The organism is Rhizobium cauense (genome assembly GCF_019511525.1).
In the GTDB taxonomy this organism is placed as follows: domain Bacteria; phylum Pseudomonadota; class Alphaproteobacteria; order Rhizobiales; family Rhizobiaceae; genus Rhizobium; species Rhizobium cauense.
Genome location: NZ_JAEUAT010000002.1, coordinates 149,249 through 165,304 on the forward strand (window position 1 = coordinate 149,249; position 16,056 = coordinate 165,304).

Here is a 16,056-nt window from a genome sequence, read left to right on the forward strand (position 1 = left end):
CCGGCATGTCTTTTTTAAATGCCTGCCGCGCGACGCGGACCTAAGCTCCTCTTGCCATCTTTATTCCTGCTTGCTTTTATCGACCCGAAACGAAAAAGCGGTTATGCAGGCTAAGCGGTAGTGGTCGTCGACCGATGAGCCATGGGGCATCAGAGGTGGAAATCCGGGAAATGCAGATGCCGAGCGTCGCAGAAGACGCTCAGCGAGGGGCGTAGTGGGTATGAAGGCAAACCGTGTTCTGGTCCTAGAGGACAGTCTGATCATTGCGATGGAGGCTGAAGATATTCTTCGCCAAGTCGGCGTGGACACGATTGAAATTGTCAGCAGCCTCGAACAGGCTACCGAAGCAACCAAGACCGGGACGTTCGATTTCGCTCTGCTGGATGTCAATCTTGGCGAGGTGATGAGCTTCGATTTTGCGCGCTATCTCGCAAGCATCGATATTCCCTTCGGATTTGTGAGCGGCTATTCGGACACGAAGGATTTTCCCGAAGATCTCCAGAACGTTCCGCTGCTCGTCAAGCCGTTCGGTGAATCGGCGATGCGCGAGTTCCTTCAAGAGCTGTTCCCGGCCGCCGGCTGAGGGCCTTTTTATGACAGAATGCCGCTGTTGCGATAGAATCGAATCGTAGGATTTGGGGTTCGCTTCCGATGCAATGGCATGACCGCGCTATCATTCTAGGCGTCAGGCGCCACGGCGAGACGAGTGTCATCGCCGAGGTTATGACGCGTGAACGCGGACGCCATCTCGGCATGGTCCGTTCTGGTCGGTCGCGCGCCATGCAGCCTGTTCTGCAGCCGGGCAATGAGGTCGAGGTCACGTGGCGCGCGCGCCTTGACGAGCACCTTGGCGAGTTCCGCGTTGAGCCATTGACGTTGCGAGCCGCACGACTGATGGAAACTGCCACCGCCGTCTATGGCGTACAGGCCATGGGCGCGTTGCTGCGGTTGCTGCCGGAGCGTGATCCGCATCCGCATCTTTTCGAAGCGCTCGAGGTGATCCTCGACAATCTCCACAATCCGACTGACGCAGGTGAGCTTTTCGTTCGCTTCGAGCTTGCGGTTCTCAACGACCTCGGCTTCGGCCTTGATTTGACCGAGTGTGCGGCGACAGGCTCCCGGTCCGACCTTGCCTACGTGTCGCCCAAGTCGGGCAGAGCGGTCAGCCGAAGTGCCGGCGCACCATGGGCGGACAAGATGCTGGCCCTGCCGTCGTTCCTGAATAGCGAGGAGAACCATGCGGCCGACCTCGACAGTCTCAATGCGGCGTTTCGGCTGACAGCGTTCTTTCTTCATCGGCACGTCTATGAGCCACGAGGAGTGGAGCCTGCAGCGGCGCGCGAGGGCTTCGTTCAGGCCGCGCTCAAAGCACTCAAAGCGGTTTCTGCACAGGACGAACTGTCATCCTGAGAGGACGGTTTTTCACTGGTGAAAAATATCGTGCAGATCAGGCGCTTTACCCGTCTTTCCGCGCTTTCTATTTCAATCGCATTGAGCCTGCGATTGGAAGGGACAGACGATGCTGAGCAAGCCCGATACGACGACTACGATAGAACTTTGGAATGGCCATGACATCCCTCGGTTGGGAATGGGCTGCTGGGCAATCGGCGGACCCTTCTATGCCGGCGACACTCCGCTTGGTTGGGGTGAGGTCGATGACAACGAATCCATCGCGGCGATCCATCACGCAGTCGAACTCGGCATCCAGTTCTTCGATACAGCTTCAAATTATGGGGCAGGGCATTCCGAAGAGGTCCTTGGCCGGGCGATCGGCAATCGCAGCGATATTGTCATCGCAACCAAGTTCGGTTTCGCCACAGATCCAGCGACAAAGCAGGCAACGGGCGCCTTTGCCGATCCGGCGTTTATCCGGCGTTCCACCGAGACATCGCTGCGTCGGTTGAAGAGGGATCGCCTCGATCTCCTCCAGTTCCATTTGAACGACTTTGCGCTTGAGCAGTCGGATGACGTTTTCGAAACGTTGGAGCAATTGCGGGGCGAAGGAAAGATCGACGCTTTCGGCTGGAGCACCGACTTTCCTGACCGCGCCGCGCGACACGCCGGGCGCCCGGGTTTCGTTTCTGTTCAGCACACGATGAACGTTTTCGAGCCGGTGCCCGATATGATTTCGGTGATAGAACGGCATCGACTGATTTCGATCAACCGCGGGCCGCTCGCGATGGGGTTGCTCAGCGGAAAATTCCGGGCGGATACGAAAATCGGCGCCAAGGATGTTCGCGGTGCGAGCCTTGACTGGATGGTCTATTTCAAGGACGGCCGCATCGCGCCGGAGTTCGCGGCTCGATTGGAAGCTGTCCGCGAGTTGCTGCAATCAGGCGGACGAACTCCGACGCAAGGCGCCCTGGCGTGGCTATGGGCGCGCTCGCCTCGAACCTTACCGATCCCCGGCTTCCGCACTGTCGCACAGGTCGAAGAAAACGCCGGTGCGCTGGGCAAGGGCCCGCTGCCTCCCTCGGTCATGACCGAAATCGATGAGGCACTTGCGCAGCTTCGTGCCTAAGCGCGGTTGCGGATCTTAAAGGCCCAGCCTTCGGGCCTTTCGTCGATCACCTTAACTGCGTCGCCGACGGCGATTCTGCCGGTGTCGCGAGGGGTGACATTCCAGCCGAAGAGCGGGCCGGGCACGCGGCGGTCCGCCGACATCCGAATGCGCCCCATCGCGGGCATCGGGTTCGGGACGTCGCGGGATCCGGTGGATTGGTCCTGCGTCGTCATGATACAGCGCGCGCATGGCTTGACGAGATCAAACCGAATGCCGCCGATCTCGATCGCCGCCCAGCGGTCTTCCGGCCAGGCCTCCTCAGTATCGATGACGATGTTGGGGCGAAACCGTTCCATGCCGACTTGACCTTCCCCGTGTGCTTCGAGGTCAGCATTGAGCGCCTTCAATGACCCGGTCGTTGTCACAAGGATCTGGTAACCGTCGGCAAAGGTGACGGGCGTGCCTTCTCCGGCCCATTCCGCGCTGGCGGAACGTTTGGCATCCTGATCGAAGAAGACAAGCTTAACGTCCCGTCCGAGCCAGCTGGAGAGTGCATCATTTACGGCGTCGTCAGCAACCGCAGCACTGACGATGGATTTCCAGATTGAAACGTCCATCCGTGTCGCAGCGGCAGGGACCTGAACGGCCATCTGGTGATCGCCCATGACGAGCTGGAGCTCGGACGGCCCAGCCTGTACGCTGATGCGTGCGAGATCCGGCAACTCGCGCTGGGTGATGAAATGCCCGGCCGCGTCGGTAATCATCGCGCGCCGGTCGCCGGGCAGTCCAAAAGCGTCAACCTCCGATGACTGCAGGGCAATGCCCCGAGCACTCTTGAGCGGATAGATGAAAAGGTCGGTAATACGCATCAGGTGCTCCTAGATTTCGTCCATGAATGCGGCGAGGAAATCGCGCAGCCGCTGGTCGCGTGTCGCCGCAAGCGCCCGTCCGGTCTTTGTCTGAAAGCCATCCGCCAGCTTGAAGAGTTTGGTTTGGAAGTGGTCGATGACAAATCGCCTGTCGTCAAGCGGTCGGTCGCTGCCGGCGGGATCGAAGGGATCGTACAGCGCCGATGACATCCGACCGCCTATGTAAAAGCAACGCCCCGCACCCACCATGCCGATTGCATCGAGCCGATCGGCATCCTGCAATATTTTGGCTTCCAGGGATTCCGGCGTGATATTTGCCGAGAAGCTGTGCGCGACAATTGCATGCGCAACGGCCGCGATGTCGTCGTCCGCCCAGCCAAGCTTGGCGAGAACCGCAGAGGCTTTCTCCGCAGCGAGCGCCGATGCCTTCGACCGCAGCGGGGAGTCTTTCTCTACAGCAACGCAATCGTGCAGAAGAACGGCAGCTGCAAGGATCCTCGCATTGCCGCCCTCGACGGTCTGGATCCGCATCGCGTTCTTGAAAACGCGTAGCACGTGCGCGAGGTCATGCGAACCATCGTCCCCTTCCGAGGAGTACGGTACGAGCTCGATGGCAAGTTTTTCAAATGGAGCGAAGGCCTTCGCCTGGAACATGGGATCACCGCGTTGGAAAGGGTGTCCTTCCATAAACGGAGCTGCCACGAGTCGCAACGAAGTGCGTATCAACTCGCCTTGGCGCTGGTCTGTCCTGCAGACTGGGCTATCAGGCAGGGAACGTCGATGGCAGGCCGTGGCGGGCTGATATGGTAGCCTTGGATCTCATCGCAGGCTTCGCGCTCAAGCAGGGCCATCTGTTCCGCCGTTTCCACGCCTTCGACGGTCACGCGCATGCCGAGCGCATCTCCGAGGAGGATGATGGCGCGCATGATCGCAAAGGCTTCCTTGTTTTCCACGATGCCGTTCACGAAAGACTTGTCGATCTTGATCTTGTCGAAGGGAAACCGCCTGAGGTAACTCAGCGACGAATAGCCGGTGCCAAAATCGTCCATCGCGATCCGGATACCGCTTTGCTTGAGGCTGTGCAGGACGGGCAATGCTTCGTCGAGATTCTCCATCAGCACGCTTTCGGTGATCTCGACCTCCATGCGACCCGCTGGAAGCCCCGCCGCCGTCAGCGCCGCTGCCACGTCGCTCGGCAGATCGCTATTTGTAAATTGAATGGCCGATACATTCACAGCCACCTTGATATCGTCTGGCCACTGTGCGGCATCCCGGCAAGCGCGGCGCAGCACCCATCGTCCGATATCGACCACGAGGCCGACCTCTTCCGCAAGCGGGATGAACTCCATCGGCGGCACCTTGCCGCGCGTTGGGTGATTCCACCGAACCAGTGCCTCGAAACCGCAAATCCGCTGCTGGCTGAAGTCATAGAGCGGCTGATAGTGAAGTTCGAACTCCTCCCGCTCGATGGCCTTGCGAAGATCGGCCTCCAGCGCGATCCGCGCTTCGATTTGCGCTTCCATCTCGGCGGTAAAGAAATGCTCGCTGTTCCCGCCGCCGCTCTTGGCGTGCGACAGGGCAACGCCGGCGTGCTTCAACAGCACGTCCGTCTCCGCTCCATCCTGGGGGCTGATGGCTATACCCATCGACACGCTGAGCTCAACGGCCTTGTCGCCGCGAAAGAACGGTTCGGAGAGTTCCCGACGAATTTGCTCTGCGAGAGCGGTGACATTCCACGGCTGCTGGCGGCCGGACTGGAGGATGGCGAATTCGTCGGAGCCTAGCCGTGCCAGCACATTGCCGGCACCGGCCGACATGCGGATACGCTCCGCCACTTGCCGCAGAATCTTGTCGCCGGCAGAGACGCCAAGCATGTTGTTGATCGACTTGAAGCGATCGAGGTTGAGGTGTACCAGCGCGATGTGCTCGTCCGGCTTGCGACCGGCAAGCGCGGTATCGATGCATTCTCGCAATCTGATTCGATTTGGCAGGCCCGTCAGTGGATCGTGATGTGCGAGATAGGCTATGCGCTCCGCCGCCTTTCGATCTTCAGTGATATCGGCGTGAACGGAAATGTTGCTGCCATCAGGCAGGACGGTGATTACGCTCCTGATGGTGCGACCGTCATCCATGTTCCACTCGCGGTGGCGAATGTGGCCGTTCGCGGCGGCATTGGGTAGGCGCGATGCTTTCGTCTCCGAGCGCTCCGTGCCGCGGATCTTCGCGATCAGCGATGCCATCGAGACTCGGGGAGGGATGTCATCGGCGGTGAAGCCGAAGAGCTGCAGGAAGCGAATATTGCAAACGATCAACCGCTGCTCCGAGTCGAAGACACTCAAGCCGTTCGGCAGGTTGTCGAGAACGATCTCGAAGAGGCGTTTCTGTTCCGCGAGATCTCCAGTCGTGATGGCGAGCGCACTTTTCAACTCACCGTTCTGGCGGTTGAGTAGCTCGGAACGATCCTCGGCGTCACGCTTCTTTCCTGCCTGCAGCCGGTATGTCTCTACGACAAGATCCATCAGGCGCTGTGCGTTCGCAGAGCCATCCTCATTGATGGCGGTCGTGCACTGTTGCCGAAAAAGCGCTTCAGCTTCCATTTGCGGCAATCTTCACATCGGGAAAGGAAGGATTTTGAACGGGAACCAGCGAACCTGCCGTTTGCCTGCAATTTCGACGCGACGCGCCAGACATGAAAAGACCTTCTGAAAAAACTATCGTCTCAATAAATCAAAGCTCAGTGTAGCGTGCATTGCGAAAAGATAATCCGCTGGTCGCATTAAAATTCTGTTGCAACGCAAACGAATAAATCCCGGGCGTTATTCAGGTCCGGTTTGCAGCGGGTTGCCTGCAATTCCCATGGCACAAACGCGCGCTCGCGGAAGCCTGAATTACGGTTTGTCAACTAAGGTTAATACGGTGTTAACAGGTTATTGACGCAGTGCGCAAATCAGTTTAACCACCCACTTAGTCTTCGATTTCCCCTTTTCGTATTGCGTACAAACATCACCGAAACAGCGGTGAATGGAGGTTTGTATGAGCCGAGTTTCATCGGTTACCGATACGTCTTACGCGTATCTCGCGACATTGTCGCGGTTGGACACAAATGGCGACGGCGTCTTGAGCCGTGGCGAGCGTGCCGCTGAAGAAAAGCCTGGCATCCTCAAGCAATTGGGCGATGAGGATAGTAGCATTCAGGAGTTCGCGCCGAAGCTTTCCGACGGCGTGCTTTCATTCATGATGGCCTCCCGCGAGACAGGAAGTGTGAATTTTCATCCGCAAGCCCAGCAGAGCGCATCTTACGACCTGTATAAGAGCACCTACGGTCAATATGATCTCGATACAGTCGCCTGATCGCGTGTGCATGGATCTTCAAAGCTGGCCGCAGTGGCCGGCTTTTTCTTTGCAACCGATTCGGGAACAGCTTCGCGCCTGACACGTTGGAAACCCACATGCCAAGGAAGGAAGCTCGAATGAAAACGGCCATATCGATTTTCGCTTTGGGGTTTATGGTGGTTTCTTCAAGTGCCACAGCTCAGGATAAGCAAACGGCAGTTGCGGATTTCGTCGGCAGTGACGGTAAAGCTGACGGTCGAGCGACTTTGACGGCTACCGCAAGCGGCGGAGTGCTAATCGAAGTCGAGGTATCCGGCCTTCCTGCAAACAAGTGGCTTGCGATCCATATCCACGATACTGGCAATTGCGACGCGTCCCAGCGTCATGATTCTGCTGGGGAGCACTTTAATCCGGCGAAGGCCGAGCACGGTCTGCTGGCGGCAAAGGGTCCGCATGCCGGCGATATGCCCAACCAGTATGTCGGACAAGACGGTGTTCTGCGGGCGCAAATCTTCGACAAGATGGTGACGCTTGACGGCAAGACAGACGGCATTCGTGGTCGAGCGCTGATCGTTCATTCCAACTCCGATGACTATCGGAGCCAGCCGGCAGGAGATTCCGGTGAGCGTCTCGCATGCGCTGTCATCAAGTAAATCGTTCCGGGCTGGTGTGTCAGTGATAGTAGTATCTCTCTGTGTACCACTGGCTTGATGCCATGGGTTTATCGTGGGCAACCCATTGTCCGGCGCTGCTGGTTTCGAGGTGGTCCGCGGTTGCTTGATCCTCCAGGCCGACGAATATGATGTTCGTGTTTTCCCGCAGCAGCGGATCGGCACCGAAGCCCATGCGACCGTCGTCCGCCATATGAAGAAGGCTCATCCTGACGTAGAAGAACTCAGGCCGAAAATCTGCGGCGCTTTCTTCACTGAAAGCATGCGCAACGTCGATGACGGATTTCTGGGGGCCGTTGTAGACAGTAATTGCCTCGTTGAGGCCGAACGTCGCCCCGTAGAGTGCGATCGAATGCGTCGGAACCGGCGTTGCGACGCCAGTGACTAGGTCCATCTGCTGGCCGAAGGAGTTCCGTTTCTCGATCTCCATGCCGCCTCGAAAGAAATAAGAGAATCGATCGCGTGTAATGTAGATGGCTTGCCATCGAAATCGCGCATATTCATTAGACGAGCTTGTCAGGCTCTTGAGAGTAGCCAGACACCTTACAAACGTATCGCGATAGTTCTGCAGCGACATCGATCAACCTCCTGTAGGGGTTAACCGATGTCGACTCAAAACGTTCCGGCGGCAGACCCTTCGACTTCCAAAGAAAACGGCGCGTTTCCGTCCGCGTCGGCTCCCCTGCCGTTAGAGCGTACGGCGTCGACCAATCGCCCTCGGCGGTCAAGCATGTCGTCACCGATTTGCACCAGCCGTGCATTCGGCGTGGCATAGGGCGACGCTGCGCGAAGCCGGCGCGCGAGAACCTCATCGCTTTGCTCGGGCGACAGGGAGAGGGCAGCAATCAGAGCGGCGGCAGGCGAACGGGAGACGCCCATCCAGCAGTGGATGAGGAGAGGTGCATTACGATCCCAGCCTCGCGCGAAATCGATGATCTCCCGCACGTGGTTTTCATCGGGCGCCACGAGGTTGCCGGTTCCCTTGAAGGCGATGTCGTTCATGGTGAGCAGCAGGTGCCGGTCCGGCTGGATCACTGCGGGCCGGTGAAAGGTATGCTCCTTCGCCATCAGGCTTATCATTTCCCGCGCGCCATGCCTGACCGCCATCTCGGCGATCCGAGCAAGTGGAGCGACAACGATGACAGTCATGCCCTGCTGCTCCGCATAGCCTCGATTGCCTCGAAACGGTCGCAGAAGAGCCGCTGGGCCTCGATCGCCGGGAGCGGCGTCATCAGAAGCATATCTTTTGTGATCCCGCGTGGCTGGCCAAAGAATTTCTGCGCCTCCGAGGAGGTGAAGCCGGCGAGTTGAGTTGCTTCGAAATAGGCGGCGATCGTGTCGGCCTTCTTTATCTTGTCCTTGAGTTCACGCGTTGGGTGAGGGGGGAGCCCGAAGCGAAGGTGTATGGCAGCTTCCAGCCGCTTTTCGACGGCTTTGTACCCGCCGCCGACGACCGACTTGAAAGGTGAAATCATGTCGCCGATTACATACTCCGGAGCGTCGTGCAGAAGTGCCATCAGGCATTGTTCGGCTGTCGTCTCGTTGAGACGGCGAAAGATATCCTCGACGACAAGGCAGTGCTGCGCAACGGAGAAGGCGTGATCTCCCGAGGTTTGCCCGTTCCAGCGCGCAACGCGGGCAAGCCCATGCGCGATATCGCTCATCTCGACGTCGAGCGGAGATGGGTCGAGCAGATCAAGCCGGCGGCCCGAGAGCATCCGTTGCCACGCGCGCGGCGCCTTTGTGGTCACGCGCTGGCCTCGTCCGCTGATGACGGGAATGTCAGTCCTGTCCACGCCGGCAGTTCGACCGCGACAGACGTTTCTCCCGCCAATAAAGGTGTGCCTGTCGCCATGGCCTCGCCGGCGCGGTCGATGCGAACGATCGCAAGGCCGGTCTTTCCTGTGACCGAGCCAAGAGTGCCAACCGGTTTGCCCGCCGCAGTAATCTCCGTCCCGGAAGGTGGCAGTGCGGTCTCGGCCTTCACGATGACCACGCGGCGGCGAGCCGTTCCACGGTGCTGCATTCGCGAAACAACCTCCTGACCGACATAGCAACCCTTCCTGAAGGAAAGGCCGCCGTTGATATCCATCAGGACATCGTGCGGGAAGGCGTCTTGCAGGGCGTAGTCCCGCCCGGACACGGCTATCCCGTTCGCCGTTCGCAACGCATCGTAAGCTTCGAGATCATCAGTGCCGTGCTCTCCCGCTTTCCGGACAAGCCCGATGCCGGCCTTGGCAAAGCGACTATCGGTCGGCCCCTCGATCGCTGGCTCCCAGGATACGGTTACCCCTTCGCCGGCGGCTGACAGGTCGACAGCAGCTCTGAGCTTATACATCGTCAGCCGCTTGAGCAGTGCGTCTCGCTGGCTGTCGTCGGTCTCGATGACGAATGCGTCGCCATCACGCCAGATCATGAAATCGAACAGGATTTTGCCTTGCGGCGTGAGCAGTGCGCCGGGCCGCGTCTCTTCGGCGCCCAACGCCGCGATGTCGGTCGTGATCAGGTTCTGCAGGAAGGATTGAGCTTCTGATCCGCTGACCCGGATGAGCGAGCGGTTCTTCAGAAATACGGCTGGCATGGCGGCACCTGTCGCGTTCGTTGTCGCTCAGAAGTATGTCTTCACTGGACGGATCGCAAGCCTTAGTCGCCGGCGGTGAAGTACTTCCACTTGCCGTCTGGGGTAATGCCCACGCGATAGAAATTGTAGCCGCCGAACTCCTGCATGTCGGCAAGGTCGCCTGCTGTAACAATGCGCAGCAGTTCGACGCGCTCCGGAGGCGTCAGCGCCTTCAGATCCTTCTCCGCGAAGTACGGCCAGACGTACATTTCGTCGGGAGTGCCCTGGCCGATGTGCACGAAACCGGTCGAAATGACGTCGAGCATGATCGCCAGTATCTCATCGCCCTCTGGATCGCCCGAGAGGTCCTTGAGTGTGCTGATCGGGTCATCGGTCGGCTCTCCGACCGTTACCTGCGTCTGACCTGCGCCCGTGCCAAGCAGGGGACGCAAGCGCTCAAGATCGCCCGAGGCAGCGGCCTCGACGATCTGTTCGCGCATCTTGCGAACGGGCTCAGGAACCTTGCTGATATCGTAAATGACCTCGACCGGCTTCGCGCCATCCTGGGCGCCGGGTGTCCTGTCGCCACTCTGGCTAGCTGGAGTGCTGACCAAAGGGTCCGGCATCGGAACGCCGGGTGCGGTGGGCGATGTTGCAGGCTGTTCGCCGTTTTGGCCGGGGGCGCCTTGATCGGCTTGCCCAGGAGTCTTTTGCAGCTCGGAAAGTGCCAGGGCTGAGGTCCCGGTCAGAAGGCTGCTGGCGCTAAGGCCAATTGCAAGCAAAAGCGGCACGATTACAGGCCGCGAAGCATTGTCCCTAGCGGTATGCATGAAACTCTCTGTGATCGTTATTGCAGGGTGCGGTTCGGAGAAAACTCGCCGGCAAGCATCCGCTCGCGCAAGGAATCCAACAAGGCCTCGGCGCTGTTTTCGCCATGCAGGCGAATGGTTTCGCGGAGCGCATGGATGATCGCTGTATCGGCAATAATCTCGGGTTCGATCCCGTCTGCCATGCCGTCGGCCCAGGCTTCGTTATGGTACTCCAAGGCCGCCTGAGTCTTCTCATGAACGATCATGTCGTCGATATCATTGAGGCTTGGTTCCATTGTCTTTCCTCAAACTGCATGCCTTACTGCCTAGTTAACAACCTTATCAGCCTTTTCCCAAAACGACACGGCCGGGTGCGAAAAGAGGTTAATTAACCGTTAATTTCCGAACCGTGACGTAATTTCTGTGGCAAGTGTTGCGCCTTCGGCACGGTATCGCTCTTCTGCCACGATGGCTGCCTGCGTGCAATCCGTATAAACCGACGCGAATGTGCGATAGCCCCGATTGAACGCCGCAGTCAGCTGCTCCTTGCGTTTTTGTTCGTCTTTGGCTTCCGAATCCAGCAGTTGTTGCATCCGGTTTCGCCATTCTCCGCTGTCTTCCGCCTTGCACAGGCTTCTCAGGTAGTGAACCGACCCCAACACTTCAGCAAGCCGTGAGAGCTTGTCGTCGTAGGGCACGGTGACCGTTTTTGGCGCATTCTCTTCCGGCAACAGTGTCGGCGTCGGGCCCTGTGCCCACGTGGGGGCGGGTAGGGCGGCGGTTGCGCACAATGCAAGAAACAGGAACACGCATCGAACGGGAATCATGTTCATAGTTGATACTCTGACGGTGACCGGAACAAGGCGCATGCACGAGTTTCCACCTGCTTATTCGCTGCTGGCGGCCAGGCGCTCGACGCATTCCAGCACGCTTTGAGGGGTTGGCAATCGGCGGATCTCTTCGAGGGTGAACCAGCCTAGGTCGGCAGCGTCGTCGGCCGCGATGGCGACAGTTTCCTCGTCGGCCTCGACGCGAAACACCGAAAGCAGGAAATGGCTCACGACCGCTCCGTCGGCTGAGTGCGTCTTCAGATCGTATGTTGCGAAGGGTCTGGGGCTGTGTGCCCTGATCCCGGTCTCCTCCTCGAATTCACGCAGCGCGGTGGCCGCGGGTGCCTCGCCGGGCTCGGCCCGTCCTCCCGGAAAGGCATACATGTCAGCCGACGGCGGATTGCGCCGAAGTACGAGAAGGAACCGGTCGCCGCGCTGAAGAATGGCGGAGGATGCCGCCTTCGGAGTGGAAGTCATGGAAATCCGCATCGATTGGTGGTGCTGTACTTGGCGCATCCGACATTCCGCCGGATATTGAATCCGGCGATTCGAAGGAGCTCCCTTGACTTATATCATCTATGCCGCAGCAGCTGTTTTCGAGATTGCGGGTTGCTTTGCTTTTTGGGCGTGGCTGAAAATGGCAAAGCCGGTTTGGTGGCTCGCGCCGGGCATGGTGTTTCTTGGGCTGTTTGCGTGGCTCCTTACGTTTGTGCCGAGCGAGGCCGCCGGCCGCACGTTTGCCGCCTATGGCGGCATCTACATCGTTGCCTCGCTGATGTGGCTGTGGCTCGTCGAGAGCCGGGTGCCCGACCGCTGGGACATCGGTGGTGCGGTCGTTTGCCTTTGTGGAACTGCAATCATCCTGTTCGCGCCGCGCGGATGAGTGAGTCTTGACCGTAGTGGGTCTGAGTGCAAAGACATCTTCATGTGTGGACGCTATGCGCTGACGATTTCTCCCGAAGAGCTCAAGGAAATCCTGGGGATCATGGATCTCGAGGATTTTCCCGCGCGTTACAACATTGCCCCGACCCAGCCCATTCTGGTCGTCGTATCAGATGAAACGAGGGAAAAAGGCAGCAATCTTCCCGAGCGGCGTGCGGTGCTGGTACGCTGGGGCTTCACGCCCGGCTGGGTGAAAGATCCGAAACAATTCCCGCTTCTGATCAACGCCCGCGCCGAAACGGCGATCGGCAAGGCATCGTTTCGGGCCGCCATGCGCCATCGGCGCGTGCTCGTGCCTGCCTCCGGCTTCTACGAATGGCATCGTCCTAGCAAGGAGAGTGGCGAGAAGTCCCAGGCCTATTGGATCAAGCCGCGCCACGGCGGTGTCGTTGCCTTCGCCGGCTTGATGGAAACATGGTCTTCGGCTGATGGTTCGGAAGTCGATACCGGTGCAATCCTGACCACCGCCGCAAACGTTTCCATTGCGCCGATCCACGACCGGATGCCGGTGGTGATCAAGCCTGAGGATTTTTCGCGCTGGTTGGACTGCAAGACGCAGGAACCGCGCGATGTTGCAGATCTCATGAAGCCCGTGGAAGAGGATTTCTTCGAGGCAATCCCAGTCTCCGACAAGGTCAACAAGGTGGCCAACATGGGGGCCGATCTTCAGGAAAGGGTGGCCGTCGAAAAACCGCTACCGCCGCCTGAAAAGAAAAAGCCGGATGACGGCCAGTTGAGCTTCTTCTAGTCCGTTAATCCCACCGCATCATCCCCGGAAAATGACATGATCTCCATCTCGGCCGCTCTCGCAGGCTTCTTTCTTGGTGCCTCGCTTATCATCGCAATCGGCGCACAGAACGCATTCATTCTTCGCCAGGGGCTTTTGCGCTCGCACGTCTTCGTTCTATGCCTGATCTGCGCTTTGTCGGATGCCTTGTTGATTGCTGCCGGCGTCGCAGGCCTTGGAACGCTCGTCTCCCGCTCGCCGACGCTCATCTCACTGGTGACGATCGGGGGCGCGATCTTCCTCGGAACCTATGCGGCAATGGCATTCCGCCGCGCCATCCACCCCGGTGCCATGCAGACGGGTTCTCCAAAGGCGCTCGGCCTGAAGGCCGCGGTGGCGACCTGCCTGGCCTTTACCTTCCTGAACCCGCATGTCTATCTCGACACGGTTGTTCTGCTCGGCAGCCTGTCTGCCGCCTACAGTGGTGCAGACCGATTGGCCTATGGCCTCGGGGCGGCAACCGCATCCTTCGTCTGGTTCTTTGGATTGGGCTACGGCGCCCGCCTGTTGCAGCCGGTCTTCGCAAAACCCGCTGCTTGGCGGGTTCTCGACGTCATCATCGGCATTGTCATGGCGCTGCTGGCGGCGAGCCTGCTCATTCGGTTCTTCACGTCAGCCTAAACTTCCTGCATGCCGCCGAGCAACGCCCCTCGAGGCTGTCGCTGTGCGTGGCTTATCGACGTGTATCGTAGCAATTCGGCTCAACCCAATCGCGCGTCATGACAACGCGCGTTGGATTTTCAGTGGCGCATGGAAGCAAAAAGGCCGGTTGGCGCATCGGCTTCACCAGCCGTGATAGCAGTATCGACCCTAGGCAGGCTTCTTGACGAGCGGTGGCTTGCTCTTGAGCATTAGGGCTGCCGCAAGGACGGCCTTCAGGCCGAGCGGGCGGTAGTTGGCGCTGAGGTCGGACTTTGCCGGCTGTTCGACGCTCGTCTTCTTCGGGGTCACAATACTCTCCTCACGTGTGCTGTCCCTAGACTCTTATATTTATTGCTCTTTTGCCTGTAATAGCGACAAAATCGAGGCGCCGCATATCAGGAATTATGTATCCAATGCATAATTCGCGAGGCTTGAGTCAGGCATTCGTCCGGAAGGAGAGCCGGAGATATCAGATGTGGCGACCGATATCGTCCTCACCGACGCCGGGTTCTTCAATCGTCAGCGTCCCGTACTTCCGCTTCCATTTATGGGCGCCGAATGGCAGCGTGAGAAGGTAGATAACCGCGGTCACGGCCATGACTTCCCAGGTGAAGCTCGACAGCATCGCCACGTAAAGAACGACGCCGAGCATCACTGGCAGCACCAGATCGCGCCGCAGCCTGCTGCCCTCCGACTTGCCGGACCAGACGGGCAAGCGGCTGATAAGCAGGCACGCGATCACAACCGTGTAGACGGACGAGAGATAGGCGAAAGTACGATCTGTCGTGAGGCCGAGGAAGCCGAGATAGACGGGTAGGAGCACCAGCATCGCGCCGGCTGGCGCTGGTACGCCGACGAAATATTCCGACTGCCACGTTGCCTTGTTCTCGCGTTCGGCCATGACGTTAAAGCGAGCAAGCCGAAGGCCCGCCGCGATGCAATAGATCAGAGCGGCCATCCAGCCGATCGAGCGAGCCTGATCCAGCGCAAAGACATAGACAACGAGTGCGGGCGCGACGCCGAAATTCACGATGTCGGCCAGCGAATCCATCTGCGCCCCGAACTTCGAGGTCGCCTTCATCAGGCGTGCAACGCGTCCATCGATCCCGTCGAGGAATGCGGCGAGAAGGACCATGCCGACCGCAAGTTCATACCGGTTCTCGAAGGCGAGGCGGATGCCGGTGAGGCCGGCGCAGATCGCCAGAATCGTGATCAGGTTGGGGATGATCAGGCGAAGCGGGATCTCGCGAAGCCGCGGCCCTCGGCCGGAATCGTCGGCAGGGCCGTTGGGTTCGAAGGGCGGGAAGGGCGTTTCCATGTCGCTCTCCAGTGCTTGTTTAGCTTCGGCGGCTGACGACCGGACCCTTGGAGGAGCCGAATTCTGCGAGCACGGTCTCGCCTGCGATCGCGGTCTGGCCAAGTGTCACCCGGGGTGCCGCGCCTGCCGGCAGAAATACGTCAAGGCGCGAGCCGAAGCGAATCAGGCCAAAGCGCTCGCCGGCGTCGAGAGGCTCGTTCGGGTTCGCCCAGCACAGGATCCGCCGTGCAACAAGCCCGGCTATCTGAACGACACCGATCTGGCCATGCTTGGTTTCGATCACGAGGCCATTTCGCTCGTTGTCCTCGCTTGCCTTGTCGAGTTCGGCATTCACGAAACTGCCAGACCGGTAGTTGACGCTGACGATCCGTCCGCGCACCGGGGAGCGGTTTACGTGGCAGTTGAAGACATTCATGAACACCGAGATGCGAAGCATCGGCTCGCTGCCGAGGTTGAGTTCGGCGGGCGGAACGACCATCTGGACCGAGGATACCTTGCCATCGGCCGGCGAGATGACGAGATCGTCATCCTGAGGCGTCATTCTTTCAGGGTCGCGGAAGAAATAGGCGCACCACAGCGTCAGGATCAACCCGATCCAGAACAGTGGCTCGAAGATCCAGCCGAGGATCAGCGAGGCGACAAAGAAAGCGGCGATGAAGGGGTACCCTTCCTTGTGCACCGGAACGATCGTGTTGCGTACCGTATTGAACAAGCTCATTTATACCGCTCTCCTAGCGTTCTTTTCTTTCCGCTGGTTACAGGGAAACCGCAGGCGGGGCAATGCTGCGGCTT

22 protein-coding genes are annotated in these 16,056 nt (G+C 59.1%); 8 read left to right on the forward strand and 14 right to left on the reverse strand.

Annotated elements, in window-relative coordinates; all coding sequences use genetic code 11:
- The first annotated feature begins 148 nt into the window (after positions 1 to 148).
- From JNB88_RS03850 to JNB88_RS03860, 3 genes are all read left to right on the forward strand, one after another.
- Positions 149 to 583, forward strand: a complete 435-nt coding sequence (locus JNB88_RS03850) for a response regulator (protein ID WP_420832166.1) — start codon at positions 149 to 151, stop codon at positions 581 to 583.
- 68 nt (positions 584 to 651) lie between these two features.
- A complete protein-coding gene (gene recO, locus JNB88_RS03855) occupies positions 652 to 1,410 on the forward strand; it encodes a DNA repair protein RecO (RefSeq protein WP_220354373.1) in 759 nt (252 codons plus the stop codon).
- Between the two features lie 109 nt (positions 1,411 to 1,519).
- On the forward strand, positions 1,520 to 2,521 hold the full coding sequence (locus tag JNB88_RS03860) for an aldo/keto reductase (protein ID WP_220354374.1): 1,002 nt from the start codon (positions 1,520 to 1,522) through the stop codon (positions 2,519 to 2,521).
- Here the strand turns inward: JNB88_RS03860 and JNB88_RS03865 are convergent.
- The 3 genes from JNB88_RS03865 to JNB88_RS03875 form a co-directional block, all read right to left on the reverse strand.
- A complete protein-coding gene (locus JNB88_RS03865; protein WP_220354375.1) occupies positions 2,518 to 3,372 on the reverse strand; it encodes an MOSC domain-containing protein in 855 nt (284 codons plus the stop codon). The genes JNB88_RS03860 and JNB88_RS03865 overlap by 4 nt on opposite strands.
- 9 nt (positions 3,373 to 3,381) lie before the next feature.
- Positions 3,382 to 4,026: an HD domain-containing protein gene (locus JNB88_RS03870; RefSeq protein ID WP_220354376.1), complete on the reverse strand. Its 645-nt coding sequence runs from the start codon at positions 4,024 to 4,026 to the stop codon at positions 3,382 to 3,384.
- A 68-nt stretch (positions 4,027 to 4,094) separates the two neighbouring features.
- Positions 4,095 to 5,969, reverse strand: a complete 1,875-nt coding sequence (locus tag JNB88_RS03875; RefSeq protein ID WP_220354377.1) for a putative bifunctional diguanylate cyclase/phosphodiesterase — start codon at positions 5,967 to 5,969, stop codon at positions 4,095 to 4,097.
- Positions 5,970 to 6,393: 424 nt separating this feature from the next.
- On the opposite strand from JNB88_RS03875, the gene JNB88_RS03880 reads away from it, so the two are divergent.
- Both JNB88_RS03880 and JNB88_RS03885 read left to right on the forward strand, forming a co-directional pair.
- Entirely contained in the window at positions 6,394 to 6,723 is a 330-nt protein-coding gene (locus JNB88_RS03880; protein WP_420832161.1) for a hypothetical protein, read from the forward strand.
- Positions 6,724 to 6,842: 119 nt separating this feature from the next.
- Positions 6,843 to 7,358: a superoxide dismutase family protein gene (locus tag JNB88_RS03885; protein WP_220354379.1), complete on the forward strand. Its 516-nt coding sequence runs from the start codon at positions 6,843 to 6,845 to the stop codon at positions 7,356 to 7,358.
- Positions 7,359 to 7,377: 19 nt separating this feature from the next.
- Here the strand turns inward: JNB88_RS03885 and JNB88_RS03890 are convergent, their stop codons facing one another.
- The 8 genes from JNB88_RS03890 to JNB88_RS03925 all read right to left on the reverse strand — a co-directional run bounded on the left by JNB88_RS03890 (position 7,378) and on the right by JNB88_RS03925 (position 12,052).
- Positions 7,378 to 7,953, reverse strand: a complete 576-nt coding sequence (locus JNB88_RS03890; protein ID WP_037134540.1) for a hypothetical protein — start codon at positions 7,951 to 7,953, stop codon at positions 7,378 to 7,380.
- Between the two features lie 35 nt (positions 7,954 to 7,988).
- Complete coding sequence (locus JNB88_RS03895) at positions 7,989 to 8,525, reverse strand: tyrosine phosphatase family protein (protein ID WP_220354380.1); 537 nt, start codon at positions 8,523 to 8,525, stop codon at positions 7,989 to 7,991.
- Complete coding sequence (locus JNB88_RS03900) at positions 8,522 to 9,127, reverse strand: YfbR-like 5'-deoxynucleotidase (RefSeq protein ID WP_037134542.1); 606 nt, start codon at positions 9,125 to 9,127, stop codon at positions 8,522 to 8,524. The genes JNB88_RS03895 and JNB88_RS03900 overlap by 4 nt, the downstream gene beginning before the upstream one ends.
- The gene (ygfZ, locus tag JNB88_RS03905; protein WP_220354381.1) at positions 9,124 to 9,957 is read right to left on the reverse strand and encodes a CAF17-like 4Fe-4S cluster assembly/insertion protein YgfZ; all 834 of its coding nucleotides are present in this window, start codon (positions 9,955 to 9,957) and stop codon (positions 9,124 to 9,126) included. The genes JNB88_RS03900 and ygfZ overlap by 4 nt, the downstream gene beginning before the upstream one ends.
- Before the next feature lie 62 nt (positions 9,958 to 10,019).
- Complete coding sequence (locus JNB88_RS03910; RefSeq protein ID WP_220354382.1) at positions 10,020 to 10,766, reverse strand: hypothetical protein; 747 nt, start codon at positions 10,764 to 10,766, stop codon at positions 10,020 to 10,022.
- Positions 10,767 to 10,783: 17 nt separating this feature from the next.
- The gene (locus JNB88_RS03915) at positions 10,784 to 11,041 is read right to left on the reverse strand and encodes a hypothetical protein (RefSeq protein ID WP_018857413.1); all 258 of its coding nucleotides are present in this window, start codon (positions 11,039 to 11,041) and stop codon (positions 10,784 to 10,786) included.
- 99 nt (positions 11,042 to 11,140) lie between these two features.
- The gene (locus tag JNB88_RS03920; protein ID WP_220354686.1) at positions 11,141 to 11,572 is read right to left on the reverse strand and encodes a TIGR02301 family protein; all 432 of its coding nucleotides are present in this window, start codon (positions 11,570 to 11,572) and stop codon (positions 11,141 to 11,143) included.
- 60 nt (positions 11,573 to 11,632) lie between these two features.
- A complete protein-coding gene (locus tag JNB88_RS03925; RefSeq protein ID WP_220354383.1) occupies positions 11,633 to 12,052 on the reverse strand; it encodes an NUDIX hydrolase in 420 nt (139 codons plus the stop codon).
- A gap of 85 nt (positions 12,053 to 12,137) precedes the next feature.
- On the opposite strand from JNB88_RS03925, the gene JNB88_RS03930 reads away from it, so the two are divergent.
- The 3 genes from JNB88_RS03930 to JNB88_RS03940 are packed head-to-tail and all read left to right on the forward strand — an operon-like array spanning position 12,138 to position 13,925.
- The gene (locus tag JNB88_RS03930) at positions 12,138 to 12,458 is read left to right on the forward strand and encodes a YnfA family protein (protein ID WP_037134546.1); all 321 of its coding nucleotides are present in this window, start codon (positions 12,138 to 12,140) and stop codon (positions 12,456 to 12,458) included.
- A 42-nt stretch (positions 12,459 to 12,500) separates the two neighbouring features.
- Complete coding sequence (locus tag JNB88_RS03935; RefSeq protein ID WP_220354384.1) at positions 12,501 to 13,265, forward strand: SOS response-associated peptidase; 765 nt, start codon at positions 12,501 to 12,503, stop codon at positions 13,263 to 13,265.
- A gap of 36 nt (positions 13,266 to 13,301) precedes the next feature.
- A complete protein-coding gene (locus tag JNB88_RS03940) occupies positions 13,302 to 13,925 on the forward strand; it encodes a LysE/ArgO family amino acid transporter (RefSeq protein ID WP_220354385.1) in 624 nt (207 codons plus the stop codon).
- A gap of 189 nt (positions 13,926 to 14,114) precedes the next feature.
- Here JNB88_RS03940 and JNB88_RS03945 read toward each other — a convergent pair whose 3' ends face one another.
- The 3 genes from JNB88_RS03945 to JNB88_RS03955 all read right to left on the reverse strand — a co-directional run bounded on the left by JNB88_RS03945 (position 14,115) and on the right by JNB88_RS03955 (position 15,982).
- Entirely contained in the window at positions 14,115 to 14,255 is a 141-nt protein-coding gene (locus JNB88_RS03945; RefSeq protein WP_197066669.1) for a hypothetical protein, read from the reverse strand.
- A gap of 160 nt (positions 14,256 to 14,415) precedes the next feature.
- Positions 14,416 to 15,264 (reverse strand): CDP-diacylglycerol--serine O-phosphatidyltransferase, encoded by an 849-nt coding sequence (pssA, locus tag JNB88_RS03950; protein WP_220354386.1) that lies wholly within the window; start codon positions 15,262 to 15,264, stop codon positions 14,416 to 14,418.
- Positions 15,265 to 15,283: 19 nt separating this feature from the next.
- Positions 15,284 to 15,982, reverse strand: coding sequence for a phosphatidylserine decarboxylase (locus JNB88_RS03955; RefSeq protein WP_220354387.1), 699 nt, complete (start codon positions 15,980 to 15,982; stop codon positions 15,284 to 15,286).
- Positions 15,983 to 16,056: the final 74 nt, after the last annotated feature.